Raw genomic sequence first — 14,434 nt, 5'->3', positions numbered from 1 at the left:
GCCGCCCGAGGGCGGCCCGTTCGCGTCTCCCGAGAGCGGGAGGTCAGTCGGCGGCGGCGGCGGTGCCGCGACGAGCGCGGAGCTGCTGCAGCGCCTCTTCGAGGAGCGCGGCCGCCTCCTCCTCGCTGCGACGCTCCTTCACGTACGCGAGGTGGGTCTTGTAGGGCTCGAGCTTCGCCACGGCCGGCGGGTTGTCCTTGTCGCGACCCGCGGGCAGTCCCGTCGAGGGGCTGTCGATGACGTCCGGGATCTCCTCCTCGGGCACGTTGGCCGCGAAGTAGCGGACCGTCTCATTGCCCTGGGCATCCCAGTAGCTCACGGCGATGCGCTCGGCGTGGAAGCCCCGGTCCTGCTCGCCCATCGGTCCCGAACCCACCCGCGATCCGCGGATGGCGCTGTTTCCAGAAACCACGACTCCTCCGTCAGATTCCGGCGTCGAACTTCGTGATGAGCCCGAGCACCACGATGCACGTCACCCACACGAGGCCGAGGATGATGGTGATGCGGTTCAGGTTGCGCTCCGCCACGCCCGAGGCACCGAGGTTCGAGGTGACGCCGCCGCCGAACATGTCGGACAGTCCGCCACCGCGGCCCTTGTGCAGCAGGATCAGGAGCGTGAGCAGGATGCTCGTGAGGCCGAGCAGCACCTGCAGGACGACCTGGAGAATCTCCACGGTGAAACCTTTCCGGGCATGACCGGGGTTGTCGATGCGCCCGTACGAGTATAGCCGCAGCGCCGTCCGGGCGACGCCCGTGACGGGCGCGCCCGGACGGCGCGAGCGGGAGCCGGATGGCTCGGATCAGGCTCCGACGTGCTTCTTGAAACGGACGATGCTCGAGAACTCGTCGAGGTCGAGGCTGGCGCCCCCGACGAGTGCGCCGTCGACGTCGGGCTCGCGCATGAACGCCGCGATGTTCGCCGCCTTCACCGATCCGCCGTAGAGGATGCGCGTCGATGCGGCGAGCTCGTCGCCGGCGACCTCGGCCAGCACCGCGCGGAGCGCCGCGGCGACCTGCTGCGCCTGGTCGGGCGTGGCGGCCTGACCCGAGCCGATGGCCCAGACGGGCTCGTACGCGACGACGAGCCCCTTCGAGACGTCGACGCCCTGGAGTGCGGCGCGGAGCTGTGCGACCGGCACGGCGCTCGCACCGTGCTGCTCCAGGTCCTCCGCCGTCTCGCCGACGCACAGCACCGGGACGAGTCCGTGCCGGTGGGCCGCGACGACCTTCGCGTGCACGACCTCGTCGGTCTCCGCGTGCAGCGTGCGCCGCTCCGAGTGCCCGATGATGACGTACGCGCAGTCGAGCTTCGACAGGAACGCGCCGGAGACCTCGCCGGTGTAGGCGCCGGAGTCGTGCCGGGAGAGATCCTGCGCGCCGTACCTCACGGGCAGGTCGTCGGCCGACACCAGCGTCTGCACGGAGCGCAGGTCGGTGAACGGCGGGAACACCGCGACCTCGGCGTCGGCGAAGTCGTGCTTCGCGTCGGAGAGGCTCCACGCGAGCTTCTGCACGAAGGCGATCGCCTGCAGGTGGTCGAGGTTCATCTTCCAGTTGCCCGCGATGAACGGGGTGCGGGTCACTGCCATCCGAGGACCTCCAGTCCGGGGAGCTTCTTGCCTTCGAGGAATTCCAGGCTCGCGCCGCCGCCCGTCGAGATGTGCCCGAACGCGGACTCCTCGAAGCCGAGTTGGCGCACGGCCGCGGCCGAATCGCCGCCGCCGACGACGCTCAGTCCGTCGACCTCGGTGAGGGCGGATGCCACGGTGCGCGTGCCGTCGGCGAACGGTGCGAGTTCGAACACGCCCATCGGGCCGTTCCAGAACACCGTCTTCGCCGCCCGGACGCGTTCGGCGAACGCGGCGGCGGTGTCGGGGCCGATGTCGAGGCCGAGCCCGGAGGCGCCGAACGGCGTCTCCTCGATGGCGTCGGCCGCGGCGACCTGGTGGTCGGCTTCCGCGGAGAACGACGCGGCGACCACGACGTCGGTCGGGAGGACGATGTCGACGCCGCGTTCGGCGGCATCCGCGAGGTAGCCCTTCACCGTGTCGATCTGGTCGGCCTCGAGCAGGCTCGATCCGACCTTGTGGCCCTGCGCCGCGAGGAACGTGAAGAGCATGCCGCCGCCGATGAGCAGCGCATCGACCCTCGGCAGCAGGTGCTCGATGACGCCGAGCTTGTCCGACACCTTCGAACCGCCGAGGACGACCACGTACGGCCGCTCCGGGTTCTCGGTGAGCCGGTCGAGCACGTCGAGCTCCGCCGCGATCAGGAGGCCGGCCGCACTCGGGCGCAGCTGCTCCAGCTCGTAGACGCTCGCCTGCTTGCGGTGCACGACGCCGAAGCCGTCGGAGACGACCGAATCGGCGAACTCGGCCAGCTGCCCCGCGAACGCGGTGCGCTCGGCCTCGTTCTTGCTGGTCTCGCCGGGGTTGAAGCGGAGGTTCTCGAGCACGAGCACCTCGCCGTCGCCGAGGGCGGCGACCTTGGCGGCGGCATCCTCGCCGACCGTGTCGGTCGCGAACGCGACCGGAGCGTCGAGTACCTCGCCGAGGCGGGTCGCCACCGGCTCGAGGCTGTACTTCGGGTCGGGTGCGCCGTCGGGGCGGCCGAGGTGGGAGATCACGATCACCCTGGCGCCCTGTTCGACGAGCGCGGTGAGCGTGGGGACCGACGCGCGCACGCGTCCGTCGTCCGTGATGACCCCGTCCTTCAGGGGGACGTTGAGGTCGCAGCGGACGACGACTCGCGTGCCGGCGAGCGGACCCAGGGAATCGATGGTTCGCAGGGTCACGTCGTCGCGCCTCAGAGTCGCTCGGCCACGTACTCGGTGAGGTCGACGAGGCGGTTGGAGTAGCCCCACTCGTTGTCGTACCACGCCGAGAGCTTGACCTGGTCGCCGATCACGCGCGTGAGCCCCGCGTCGAAGATCGACGAGTGCGGGTCGGTCGTGATGTCGCTCGAGACGATCGGGTCCTCGGTGTACTTGAGGATGCCCTTCATCGGGCCCTCGGCGGCCTTCTTGTACGCGGCCTTCACCTCGTCGACCGTCACGGGACGCGACGCGGTCACCGTGAGGTCGGTGATGGAACCGGTGGGGACGGGCACGCGCAGCGCGAAGCCGTCGAGCTTGCCGATGAGTTCGGGCAGCACCAGGCCGATGGCCTTCGCCGCACCGGTCGAGGTCGGCACGATGTTGATCGCGGCGGCGCGGGCGCGACGGAGGTCCTTGTGCGGACCGTCCTGCAGGTTCTGGTCGGCGGTGTAGGCGTGGACCGTCGTCATCAGGCCGCGCTCGATGCCGAACTCGTCGTTGAAGACCTTCGCGAGCGGTGCGAGGCAGTTCGTCGTGCAGGAGGCGTTCGAGATGATGTGGTGGTTCGCCGCGTCGTACGAATCCTCGTTCACGCCCATGACGAACGTGGCGTCCTCGTCGGTCGCGGGCGCCGAGATGAGCACCTTCTTCGCGCCGGCGTCGAGGTGCTTCCTCGCGTCGGCGGCCTTCGTGAAGAAGCCGGTGGACTCGATGACGATGTCGACCCCGAGCTCGCCCCACGGGAGGTTCGCGGGGTCGCGCTCCGCGAAGGCACGGATGGACCTGCCGTCGACGATCAGGTGCTCGTCGTCGTACTCCACGCTCGCGTCGAGCCGGCCCGTGATCGAGTCGTACTTCAGCAGGTGCGCGAGGGTCTTGTTGTCGGTGAGGTCGTTCACCGCGACGATCTCGAGGTCGGCGCCCTGGGCGAGGGCGGCTCGGAAGTAGTTGCGGCCGATACGGCCGAAGCCGTTGATGCCGATCTTTACAGACACAGGAAATCTCCCCTGTTGTGAGGGCGCGAGCGCGCTTTCGAGGTGGATCTGACCGGACGGCGATGTCCCCGGACGGCGTCCGGGGACGCCATCCGCTATGACAGTAGCAGCAGGCCTGAGGTCTTCTCAGTGGCGGCCTGGAAGCGCTGCTGGACGTTCGCCCAGTCGACGATGTTCCAGAAGGCCTTCACGTAGTCGGCGCGCACGTTCCTGTAGTCGAGGTAGTACGCGTGCTCCCACACGTCGAGCATCAGGAGCGGGACGATCCCGGCCGGGAAGTTCGCCTGCTGGTCGAAGAACTGGACGATGATCAGCCGCTGGCCGATCGAGTCCCACGCGAGCACGGCCCAGCCCGAACCCTGCACTCCCAGGGCGGTCGCCGTGAAGTGGGCCTGGAACTTGTCGAACGAGCCGAAGTGGTCGTCGATCGCCGATGCGATCTCGCCGGTCGGCTTGTCGCCGCCGTCGGGCGACATGTTCGTCCAGAAGATCGAGTGGTTGACGTGGCCGCCGAGGTTGAACGCGAGGTCCTTCTCGAGCTTGTTCACGTTGGCGAGGTTGCCGGAGTCGCGCGCCTCGGCGAGCTGCGCGAGCGCCGTGTTCGCCCCGGTCACGTAGGCCTGGTGGTGCTTCGAGTGGTGCAGCTCCATGATCGTGCCGCTGATCGACGGCTCGAGCGCCGAGTAGTCGTAGGCGAGGTCGGGGAGGGTGTAGTCAGCCATTGCTTCTCCTTGTCAGCAGCCGGGTGAACCGGACGTCTGCCCGGTGACCGCGGCGTTCTCGATCCTATGCCCGTGTCCGGGCCGGATGACGGGGGTTGACGGGGTTCGCGCGCCGTTCGGGCGTCGTTCAGACGTCGTCGAGATCGGCGGGCAGGTTCGCCTCGGTGCCGGGCACGCCGAGCTCGACGGCGCGCTTGTCGGCCATCGCGAGCAGGCGACGGATACGGCCGGCGACCGCGTCCTTCGTCAGCGGCGGGTCGGCGTGGTGACCGAGCTCGTCGAGGCTCGCGTCGCGATGCGCCAGGCGCAGCTCCCCGGCGTACTTGAGGTGGTCCGGGATCTCGTCGCCGAGGATCTCCATGGCCCGTTCGACGCGGGCGCACGCGGCGACCGCGGCCTGCGCCGAGCGGCGGAGGTTGGCGTCGTCGAAGTTGACGAGCCGGTTCGCCGTCGCGCGCACCTCGCGGCGCTGGCGCAGCTCCTCCCAGTTGCGGACGGTCTCGTCGGCGCCCATCAGCGCGAGCATCGTGCTGATCGCCTCGCCGTCGCGGATCACGACCCGGTGGACGCCGCGGACCTCACGGGCCTTGGCCGAGACGCCGAGCCGGCCCGCGGCGCCCACGAGCGCCATCGCCGTCTCGCCTCCCGGGCAGGTCACCTCGAGCGCCGCCGATCGGCCGGGGTCGGTCAGGCTGCCGTGCGCGAGGAACGCCCCGCGCCACACGGCCGCCACCTCGTCGCGCGAGCCGGTCGTGAGCTTGTTCGGCAGCCCGCGGACCGGACGACGCCGTGCGTCCAGGAGGCCGGTCTGCCGCGCGAGCGTCTCGCCGCCGTCGAGCACGCGCACCAGGTACTGGTTGGTGCGGCGCAGGCCCGACGCCGAGATCACCGACACGTCCGGCCGGACCCCGTACAGCTCCCCCAGGTCGCGGGTGACCCTGCGCGCGATCGACGGCGCGTCGAGCTCGGCCTCGATGGCGATCCGGCCGGAGATGATGTGGAGTCCGCCGGCGAACCGGAGCACGGATGCCAGCTCCGCGGCGCGGACCGAGGTCCGGGTCACCTCGACCTTCGCCAGCTCCTCTTTCACCTCAGCCGTCAGGGCCACGTGGTCGTCCTCTCTGTCGTGCGGTGGCGCGATCGGCGCCGGTTCATTCGCGTCCGAGATCGCGGTGCTTGACGCTGACCGCGAGCCCGGGGATCGATCTCAGGCGAGCGGCGAGTTCGCGGACCAGGGCGACGGAGCGGTGCTTGCCGCCCGTGCAGCCGAGCGCGATGGTCGCGTGCCGCTTGTTCTCGCGCTGGTATCCGTCGAGCACCGGCCGCAGTGCCGAGACGTAGGCGTCGAGGAACTCCCGCGCTCCGGGCTGGTCGAGCACGTAGTCCGAGACCTCGGCATCCTCGCCGGTCTGCGCACGGAGGGCCGGCTCCCAGAACGGGTTCGGCAGGAACCGCGCATCGACCACCATGTCGGCGTCGGGCGGCAGCCCGTACTTGAAGCCGAAGCTCAGCACGGTCACGCGCAGCCCCGCGCGATCGGCCTCGGCGAAGGTGTCGGTCACGAGCGTCGCGAGCTGGTGGATGTTCAGGTCGGAGCTGTCGACGATGATGTCGCTCGACTCGCGGACCTCGGCCAGCCGTCGCCGTTCGGCCGTGATGCCGTCGAGCAGCGTCCCGTCGCCCTGCAGCGGGTGCGGACGGCGGACGGACTCGAACCGCCGGACGAGGACCGCGTCGTTCGCGTCGAGGAAGACGACGCGCACGTCGACCCGGTCGCGCAGCGACTCGACCATCTCCTGGAGCTCCGAGAAGAAGGTGCCGCCGCGGATGTCGACGACGGCCGCGATCCGCGGCAGGGACGCGCCGGCGCGCTGGACCAGGTCGACGAGCGGCCGCAGCATCTGCGGGGGGAGGTTGTCGACGACGTACCAGCCGAGGTCCTCGAGCGCGTCTGCGACGGTGGAACGCCCTGCCCCCGACATTCCCGTGACGATGAGCATCTCCTGGCGATCGCCGTCGGTCATCTCGCTCGGCGCTCCCTTCCTGCTTCCCCCGGTGGTCCAGCCTAGTCTGCGGCGGCGCGGCTCGTTTCCCCGAGGTGCGCGCGGATGGCGGAGGCCAGCGCCGGGCCGATCCCCGGCACTTCGGAGATGGCCGACTCGTCGGCCTGGCGGAGTCGCGAGACGGAGCCGAAGTGCTTCAGCAGGGACCTGACGCGTGCCGGGCCGAGTCCCGGCACCTCCGACAGCACCGTCGTGATGTCGCGCTTGCGACGCTGCCGCTGGTGGGTGATCGCGAAGCGGTGCGCCTCGTCCCGGACCCGCTGGAACAGGAACAGCGCATCGCTGTTGCGCGGCAGGATCACGGGGAAGTCCGAGTCCGGCGTCCAGATCTCCTCGAGCCGCTTGGCGATCCCGCAGAGGTAGATGCCCTCGACGCCCGACTCGCGCAGCGCCCGCTCGGCGGCCGCCACCTGCGGCTGGCCGCCGTCGACCACGAGCAGGTTCGGGCGATACGCGAACTTCGCCCGGCGGGCGGGCGCGACGGCCACGCCGTCGACGGCAGGACCGCCGTCGTGCCGCCCGTCCCCCTGGATCGCGCCCGGCGCATCCATCGCGGCCGGGCGCGGCGAGCCCGCGCCGCCCGCCTCCGCGTCACCGTTCTCGCGCGACGAGAGGTAGGCGAGGCGGCGCGTCAGCACCTGGTGGATCGAATCGGTGTCGTCAGTCGTGCTGGGGATCGTGAACCGGCGGTACTCGTCCTTGCGCGGCAATCCGTCCTCGAAGACGACCATCGACGCGACGACGTTGGTGCCGCTCAGGTGCGAGACGTCGAAGCACTCGATGCGCAGCGGCGCGTCGGCCATGCCGAGCGCCTCCTGGATGTCCTCGAGGGCGCGCGAGCGGGCGGTGAAGTCGGCGCTGCGCCGCGTCTTGTACAGCACGAGGGTCTGCCGCGCGTTCTGGCTCGCGGTGTCGAGCAGCGCGGCCTTGTCGCCGCGGCGCGCCGCGCGCAGGCGCACCTTCCGGCCGCCGAGCGCGGCGAGCCAACCCTCGAGCGCCTCGGCGTCGTCGGGGAGCGCCGGCACGACCACCTCGGCCGGCGGGCGGATGTCGTCGCCGTACGCGTTCTGCACGACCGAGTCGACGAGATCGCCGAGGCTCATGTCGAGCTCGGTGTCGACCGTCCACGAGCGCACGCCGCGGATCCGGCCCCCGCGGACGATGAAGAGGTGCACGGCGGCCGCGAGCTCGTCGTGGTCGATGCCGAAGACGTCGACGTCGACGTGCTCGCGGAGCACGACCGCGCTCTTCTCGAAGAACGACTCGGCCGCCTGCAACTCGTCGCGCCGACGCGCCGCGGTCTCGTAGTCCTGCACGGCGGCGGCCGCGCGCATCTGCTGCGTCAGGTCGGTGATGATCCGACGGTCCTGGTTCTGCATGAACGCCACGAACCGGTCGACGTTCGCCCGGTGCTCCGCGACCGTGACCCGACCCGAGCACGGGCCGAAGCACCGGCCGATCTGCCCGGCGAAGCAGGGCTTGCCGGTCTGCATCGCCCGCTTGTAATCGGAGTCCTTGCACGTGCGGATGGGGAAGAGCTTGAGCAGCAGGTCGAGCGTCTCGTTGACCGCCCACACCTTCGGGTACGGGCCGAAGTACTTCGCACCGGGGATGCCGCGTCGGCGCGTCACGATCGCCCGCGGGGCCTCGTCGGCCAACGTGACCGCGAGGTACGGATAGGACTTGTCGTCCCGGTACTTGACGTTGAAGGGCGGATCGAACTCCTTGATCCACGTGTACTCGAGCTGGAGCGCCTCGATGTCGTTGCCGACGACCGTCCATTCGACCGACGCCGCGGTCGTGACCATCCGCCGGGTGCGCTCGTGCAGGGTGTGCAGCGGGGCGAAGTAGTTCGACAGTCGCGCGCGCAGGTTCTTCGCCTTGCCGACGTAGAGCACCCGACGGTCGGCGTCGCGGAAGCGGTAGACGCCCGGATCGGTCGGGATCTCCCCCGGCCGCGGACGGTACGGGACGGTGTTCGCCATGCTCAGCTGGCGGCGACCGCCGGGCCGACGGCGGCCTCGAAGATCTCGCGGAGGAAGTACCCCGTGTGACTCTCGTGGACCTCGGCGACCTGCTCGGGCGTGCCGGTGGCGACGATCTGGCCGCCGCCCGAGCCGCCCTCTGGCCCGAGGTCGATGATCCAGTCGGCCGACTTGATCACGTCGAGGCTGTGCTCGATCACGATCACGGTGTTCCCCTTGTCGACGAGCTTGCCGAGCACCTTCAAGAGCTTCCGCACGTCCTCGAAGTGGAGTCCGGTCGTCGGCTCGTCGAGCACGTAGACGCTGCGCCCGTTCGAGCGCCGCTGCAGCTCGGTCGCGAGCTTCACGCGCTGCGCCTCGCCGCCCGAGAGCGTGGTCGCGCTCTGGCCGAGCTGCACGTACCCGAGCCCGACGTCGACCAGGGTCTTGAGATACCGGTGGATCGCGGAGATCGGCTCGAAGAACTCGGCCGCCTCGCTGATCGGCATCTCGAGCACCTCGGCGATGTTCTTGCCCTTGTAGTGCACCTGCAGGGTCTCGCGGTTGTAGCGCTGGCCGCCGCAGACCTCGCACGCGACGTAGACGTCGGGCAGGAAGTTCATCTCGATCTTGATCGTGCCGTCGCCCGAGCACGCCTCGCAGCGACCGCCCTTGACGTTGAAGCTGAACCGACCCGGCAGGTACCCGCGGGCCTTCGCCTCCGCCGTCTCGGAGAAGAGCGTGCGGATGCGGTCGAACACGCCGGTGTACGTCGCCGGGTTGGACCGCGGGGTGCGGCCGATGGGCGCCTGGTCGACGTGGACCACCTTGTCGAGGTGATCGAGCCCCGCGACCCGGCGGTGCTTGCCGGGCACCTTCCGGGCGCCGTTGAGTCGATTGGCGAGCACGCGGTACAGGATGTCGTTCACGAGCGACGACTTGCCGGACCCGCTCACCCCGGTGACGGCCGTGAAGGTGCCGAGCGGGAACTCGACGTCGACGCCGCGCAGGTTGTTCGCCTGCGCGCCCTCGACGCGGATGACGCGGGAGGGGTCGACGGGCCGCCTCGTGGCCGGGATCGCGATCTCGCGCCGGCCGGCGAGGTAGTCGCCGGTCAGCGACTCGGTGTTCTTCATGAGGTCGGCGTAGCTGCCGCTGTGGACGACGGTGCCGCCGTGCACGCCGGCCCCCGGCCCGATGTCGACGATCCAGTCGGCGGTGCGGATGGTGTCTTCGTCGTGCTCGACGACGATGAGCGTGTTGCCGAGGTCGCGGAGCGCGACCAGCGTGTCGATCAGCCGGCGGTTGTCGCGCTGGTGGAGTCCGATGCTGGGCTCGTCGAGCACGTACAGCACGCCGGTGAGGCCCGACCCGATCTGCGTCGCGAGCCGGATGCGCTGCGCCTCGCCCCCCGACAGCGTGCCGGCGGCGCGCGCCAGGTCGAGGTAGCTGAGCCCGACCCGGATCAGGAAGTCGAGCCGGAGCTTGATCTCGCGCAGCACCTGCGCGGCGATCGCCTGCTCGCGATCGGTGAGCTCGAGCCGGTCCATGAACGCGCGCGCGTCGGTCAGGCTGAGCCGGCAGACGTCGGCGATCGAGGCGTCGTGGATGAGGACCGCGAGCACCTCGGGCTTCAGCCGGTCGCCGCGGCAGACCGGGCAGGGGATCTCACGGAGGTACTCGGCCCAGCGCGCACGCTGCACGTCGGTCTCGGCCTGGAGGTACTGGCGCTCGATGTAGGGCACCACGCCCTCGAAGCCGGACGTGTAGCTCATCTCCCGCCCGTAGCGGTTGCGCCAGCGCACCCGCACCTCGAAGTTGTCGCCGCGGAGCACGGCATGCCGCGCGTCGGCGTCGAGCTCCTCCCACGGGGTGTCGAGCGAGAACCCGAGATCGCGGGCCAGGCCGTCGAGCAGCTTCTCGTAGTAGTTGTAGAGGCTCCGGCCCTGCGAGGTCCACGGCAGGATGACGCCCTCGGCGATGCTCAGGGCGGGGTCGCCGAGCAGGAGCTCCTCGTCGACCGACATGCGCGTGCCGAGCCCGGAGCACTCCGGGCACGCGCCGAACGGCGCGTTGAACGAGAAGGTGCGCGGCTCGATCTCGGTGAGCGCGATCGGGTGCTGGTTCGGGCAGCTGAGCTTCTCGGAGAAGGTCTGCCACGCGGCATCCCCCTCGCGGTCGACGTAGTTGACCTGCACGAGGCCGTCGGTGAGCCGCAGCGCGGTCTCGAGCGAGTCGGTGAGCCGGCCGAGGATGTCGTCGGACGCCACGAGCCGGTCGATGACGACCGAGATGTCGTGCTTGACCTGCTTCTTCAGCTTGGGCGCCTCGTCGAGGCGGATGAGCTCGCCGTCGACGACGGCGCGGGAGTAGCCCTGCCCGGAGAGCTCGCGGAAGAGGTCGACGAATTCGCCCTTCTTCTGCGAGACGACGGGGCTCAACACCTGGAAGCGCGTGCCCGCCTCGAGCTCCATCAGCCGATCGGCGATCTGCTGCACCGTCTGCCGCTGGATCCGCTCGCCGCAGACCGGGCAGTGCGGAACGCCGATACGCGCCCAGAGCAGCCGCATGTAGTCGTAGATCTCGGTGATCGTGCCGACGGTCGAGCGCGGGTTGCGGTTGGTGGACTTCTGGTCGATCGACACCGCCGGGCTGAGGCCCTCGATGAAGTCGACGTCGGGGCGGTCGACCTGGCCGAGGAACTGCCGGGCGTACGCGGACAGGGACTCCACGTACCGGCGCTGCCCCTCGGCGAAGATCGTGTCGAACGCGAGCGACGACTTGCCCGAGCCGGAGAGGCCGGTGAAGACCACCATGGCGTCGCGCGGGATCTCGACGTCGACGTCGCGCAGGTTGTGTACGCGTGCCCCGCGGACACTCAGGCGCGAATGGGCATCGAGACGTGAAACTGGCACCCTACGAGTCTACGAACGCCCTCCGACACTCCTGCCGCGTCGGCACCTGCTGAGAGCGAACACACGTTCGATTCCCAGTCGGATGCCGCCTCCAGCTCGCCGTCCCGGTCAGCCGAGGTGCCCCGCCTTCTCCATCTGCCGCAGCTCGCGCTTGAGCTCGGAGACCTCGTCGCGGAGGCGCGCGGCCAGCTCGAACTTCAGCTCGCCGGCGGCCTCGAGCATCTGGTCGTTGAGGTCGCGGATCAGTTCCTCGAGGTCGTTCGCACCGGCCGCCGCGATGCCGTCGCGCTTCATCGGCACGGGCGAGGTCCTGCGCCCGTCGCGGCCCGCGAGGAGCTTGGCGGTGTCGGCCTCCTCGCGCGCCAGCACCTCGGTGATGTCGGCGATCCGCTTGCGCAGCGGCGTGGGATCGATGCCGTTCACTCGGTTGTACTCGAGCTGCTTGTCGCGTCGCCGGTTCGTCTCCTCGATGGCGAGCCGCATCGAGTCCGTCATCACGTCGCCGTACATGTGGACCTCGCCCGAGACGTTGCGGGCGGCGCGACCGATCGTCTGGATCAGCGAGGTCGAGGATCGGAGGAAGCCCTCCTTGTCGGCGTCGAGGATCGCCACGAGCGACACCTCGGGCAGGTCGAGGCCCTCGCGGAGGAGGTTGATGCCCACGAGCACGTCGTAGACGCCGGCGCGGAGTTCCGTCAGGAGCTCCACGCGCCGGAGCGTGTCGACGTCGGAGTGCAGGTACCTGACCCGGACCCCCGCCTCCGTGAGGAAGTCGGTGAGCTCCTCCGCCATCCGCTTCGTGAGGGTCGTGACGAGCACGCGCTCGTCGCGCTCGGCGCGCGCCCGGATCTCCTCCAGCAGGTCGTCGATCTGCCCCTTCGTCGGCTTCACGACGATCTCGGGGTCGACGAGCCCGGTCGGGCGGATGATCTGCTCGACGACGCCGTCGGCGATGCCCATCTCGTACTTGCCCGGGGTCGCCGAGAGGTACACCGTCTGGCCGACGCGGTCCTTGAACTCGTCCCACTTCAGCGGCCGGTTGTCGAGCGCGCTCGGCAGCCGGAAGCCGTGCTCGACGAGGGTGCGCTTGCGCGACGCGTCGCCCTCGTACATGGCGCCGATCTGCGGGACGGTGACGTGCGACTCGTCGATCACGACGAGGTAGTCGTCGGGGAAGTAGTCGAGGAGGCAGTGCGGCGCCTCGCCCGGCGCGCGGCCGTCGATGTGGCGCGAGTAGTTCTCGATGCCCGAGCAGAAGCCGATCTGCTCCATCATCTCGAGGTCGAAGGTCGTGCGCATGCGCAGCCGCTGCGCCTCGAGCAGCTTGCCCTCGCGCTCGAGCTCCTGCAGCCGCTCGTCGAGCTCGTCGCGGATCGTGCCGATCGCGCGCTGCATGACGTCGACGCTCGCGACGTAGTGCGAGGCGGGGAAGACGGGAACCGCGTCGAGCTTCGCGATGACGGTGCCGGTGAGCGGGTGCAGGCTGTGCAGCGCCTCGATCTCGTCACCGAACATCTCGATCCGGATGGCGTGCTCCTCGTAGACCGGGATGATCTCGATGGTGTCGCCGCGGACGCGGAAGGTGCCGCGCGAGAAGTCGACATCGTTGCGCTGGTACTGCATCGAGACGAACTTGCGGATGAGCCAGTCGCGATCGACGCGCTGCCCGACCTGGAGCGGCATCATCGCATTGAGGTACTCCTCGGGCGTGCCGAGGCCGTAGATGCACGAGACCGTGGAGACGACGACCACGTCGCGCCGACTGAGCAGCGAGTTGGTCGTCGAGTGCCGCAGCCGCTCGACCTCGGCGTTGATCGACGAGTCCTTCTCGATGAAGGTGTCCGTCTGCGGCACGTACGCCTCGGGCTGGTAGTAGTCGTAGTACGAGACGAAGTACTCGACGGCGTTGTTCGGCATGAGCTCGCGGAACTCGTTCGCGAGCTGGGCGGCCAGCGTCTTGTTGTGCGCGAGGACGAGCGTGGGTCGCTGGACCTGCTCGATGAGCCAGGCGGTGGTCGCGGACTTGCCGGTGCCGGTCGCGCCGAGCAGCACCACGTCGGTCTCGCCGGCGTTGATGCGGGCCGCGAGGTCGGCGATGGCCTGCGGCTGGTCGCCGCTCGGCGCGTACTCGCTGACGACCTCGAACGGGCGCACGGAACGGGTCGACTGCATGGATTCGAGTCTAGGTCGGCCCACCGACACCGGGGCCGGGTACGCCGACGGCGTACGGCGGGGATCAGGCGCGCTTCGCCCGTCGCGCGCGATCGATGTCGACCCACAGCGCGTCGGCCTGGCTCATCGTGTGCGCCAGCGTGCCGCCGGTGTCGATCACGACGTCCGCCACGGCCCGGCGTTCCTCGTCGCTCACCTGCGAGTCGACGCGGGCCTCGGCCTGGATCGGGTCGAAGCCGCGCTCCTCGACCAGCCGCTCGACCTGCGTGCGCTTGGGCGCGCTCGTCACCACCACGAGGTCGAACGGGTGGTCGACCTGTGCCTCGACGAGGAGCGGGACGTCGTACACGACCACCGCGTCCGGGTCGTCCCGTTCGGCCTTCGCGATGAGCGTGCCGGAGAGCTCGCGCACCGCCGGATGCACGATGGCGTTCAGTCGGGCGCGCGCCTCGTCGTCGCGGAAGACGAGTTCGCCGAGCCGCTGCCGATCGAGCGTGCCGTCGGAGCGCAGCACGCCCTCGCCGAAGGCGTCGACGATCGCCCGCAGGCACGTCGTGCCCGGTTCGACCACCCGGCGGGCGAGCTGGTCGGCGTCGAGGTGGATGGCGCCGTGCTCGACGAGACGACGCGCGACGGTTGACTTGCCCGACGCGATGCCGCCGGTGAGACCGATCAGATACACGACCCCCACTCTATTCGGGTGCGACCGTCGGTCCGACACCCGCGGCCGCCGGCGCGGCAGGCCCGCCGCCGGTTCCCTCGCGGCATCCGTGCGTGGAAACGCCGGA

Annotated in this window: 12 protein-coding genes; all 12 read right to left on the bottom strand. The window is 70.0% G+C overall.

Annotated elements, in window-relative coordinates; translation table 11 throughout:
• Nucleotides 1-43: 43 nt before the first annotated feature.
• Nucleotides 44-412, bottom strand: a complete 369-nt coding sequence (locus ACQ393_RS08575; RefSeq protein ID WP_430646412.1) for an RNA polymerase-binding protein RbpA — start codon at nucleotides 410-412, stop codon at nucleotides 44-46.
• Nucleotides 413-422: 10 nt separating this feature from the next.
• Nucleotides 423-674, bottom strand: a complete 252-nt coding sequence (gene secG / locus ACQ393_RS08570; protein WP_067947350.1) for a preprotein translocase subunit SecG — start codon at nucleotides 672-674, stop codon at nucleotides 423-425.
• A 126-nt stretch (nucleotides 675-800) separates the two neighbouring features.
• Nucleotides 801-1,589 (bottom strand): triose-phosphate isomerase, encoded by a 789-nt coding sequence (tpiA, locus tag ACQ393_RS08565; RefSeq protein WP_430646411.1) that lies wholly within the window; start codon nucleotides 1,587-1,589, stop codon nucleotides 801-803.
• On the bottom strand, nucleotides 1,580-2,794 hold the full coding sequence (locus tag ACQ393_RS08560) for a phosphoglycerate kinase (protein WP_430646410.1): 1,215 nt from the start codon (nucleotides 2,792-2,794) through the stop codon (nucleotides 1,580-1,582). Before ACQ393_RS08560 ends, tpiA begins: the two co-directional genes overlap by 10 nt.
• An 11-nt stretch (nucleotides 2,795-2,805) precedes the next feature.
• On the bottom strand, nucleotides 2,806-3,810 hold the full coding sequence (gap, locus tag ACQ393_RS08555; RefSeq protein WP_430646409.1) for a type I glyceraldehyde-3-phosphate dehydrogenase: 1,005 nt from the start codon (nucleotides 3,808-3,810) through the stop codon (nucleotides 2,806-2,808).
• A 95-nt stretch (nucleotides 3,811-3,905) separates the two neighbouring features.
• Nucleotides 3,906-4,532 (bottom strand): superoxide dismutase, encoded by a 627-nt coding sequence (locus ACQ393_RS08550; protein ID WP_430646408.1) that lies wholly within the window; start codon nucleotides 4,530-4,532, stop codon nucleotides 3,906-3,908.
• A 127-nt stretch (nucleotides 4,533-4,659) separates the two neighbouring features.
• Nucleotides 4,660-5,640, bottom strand: a complete 981-nt coding sequence (gene whiA / locus ACQ393_RS08545) for a DNA-binding protein WhiA (RefSeq protein WP_430646407.1) — start codon at nucleotides 5,638-5,640, stop codon at nucleotides 4,660-4,662.
• A gap of 43 nt (nucleotides 5,641-5,683) precedes the next feature.
• Entirely contained in the window at nucleotides 5,684-6,556 is an 873-nt protein-coding gene (rapZ, locus tag ACQ393_RS08540; protein ID WP_430646406.1) for an RNase adapter RapZ, read from the bottom strand.
• A gap of 41 nt (nucleotides 6,557-6,597) precedes the next feature.
• Nucleotides 6,598-8,580 carry an excinuclease ABC subunit UvrC gene (uvrC, locus tag ACQ393_RS08535; protein ID WP_430646405.1) on the bottom strand — a complete coding sequence of 661 codons (1,983 nt, stop codon included), beginning with the start codon at nucleotides 8,578-8,580 and terminating at the stop codon, nucleotides 6,598-6,600.
• A gap of 2 nt (nucleotides 8,581-8,582) precedes the next feature.
• Nucleotides 8,583-11,474, bottom strand: a complete 2,892-nt coding sequence (gene uvrA / locus ACQ393_RS08530) for an excinuclease ABC subunit UvrA (protein ID WP_430646404.1) — start codon at nucleotides 11,472-11,474, stop codon at nucleotides 8,583-8,585.
• Between the two features lie 108 nt (nucleotides 11,475-11,582).
• A complete protein-coding gene (uvrB, locus tag ACQ393_RS08525; RefSeq protein WP_430646403.1) occupies nucleotides 11,583-13,646 on the bottom strand; it encodes an excinuclease ABC subunit UvrB in 2,064 nt (687 codons plus the stop codon).
• Nucleotides 13,647-13,710: 64 nt separating this feature from the next.
• A complete protein-coding gene (gene coaE / locus ACQ393_RS08520) occupies nucleotides 13,711-14,328 on the bottom strand; it encodes a dephospho-CoA kinase (RefSeq protein WP_430646402.1) in 618 nt (205 codons plus the stop codon).
• Between the last annotated feature and the right edge of the window lie 106 nt (nucleotides 14,329-14,434).

The sequence above is a fragment of the Agromyces sp. GXS1127 genome, from assembly GCF_050565425.1.
GTDB lineage: Bacteria > Actinomycetota > Actinomycetes > Actinomycetales > Microbacteriaceae > Agromyces.
The sequence above is the reverse complement of the archived record's forward strand: the minus strand, read 5'-3'. Positions and strand labels throughout refer to the sequence as shown.

Excerpts from the sequence above, each read along its gene's own strand:
- ACQ393_RS08550 (WP_430646408.1), bottom strand. The coding sequence starts at position 4,532 with ATGGCTGACTACACCCTCCCCGACCTCGCCTACGACTACTCGGCGCTC.
- tpiA (WP_430646411.1), bottom strand. The coding sequence starts at position 1,589 with ATGGCAGTGACCCGCACCCCGTTCATCGCGGGCAACTGGAAGATGAAC.
- rapZ (WP_430646406.1), bottom strand. The coding sequence starts at position 6,556 with ATGACCGACGGCGATCGCCAGGAGATGCTCATCGTCACGGGAATGTCG.
- uvrC (WP_430646405.1), bottom strand. The coding sequence starts at position 8,580 with ATGGCGAACACCGTCCCGTACCGTCCGCGGCCGGGGGAGATCCCGACC.
- uvrB (WP_430646403.1), bottom strand. The coding sequence starts at position 13,646 with ATGCAGTCGACCCGTTCCGTGCGCCCGTTCGAGGTCGTCAGCGAGTAC.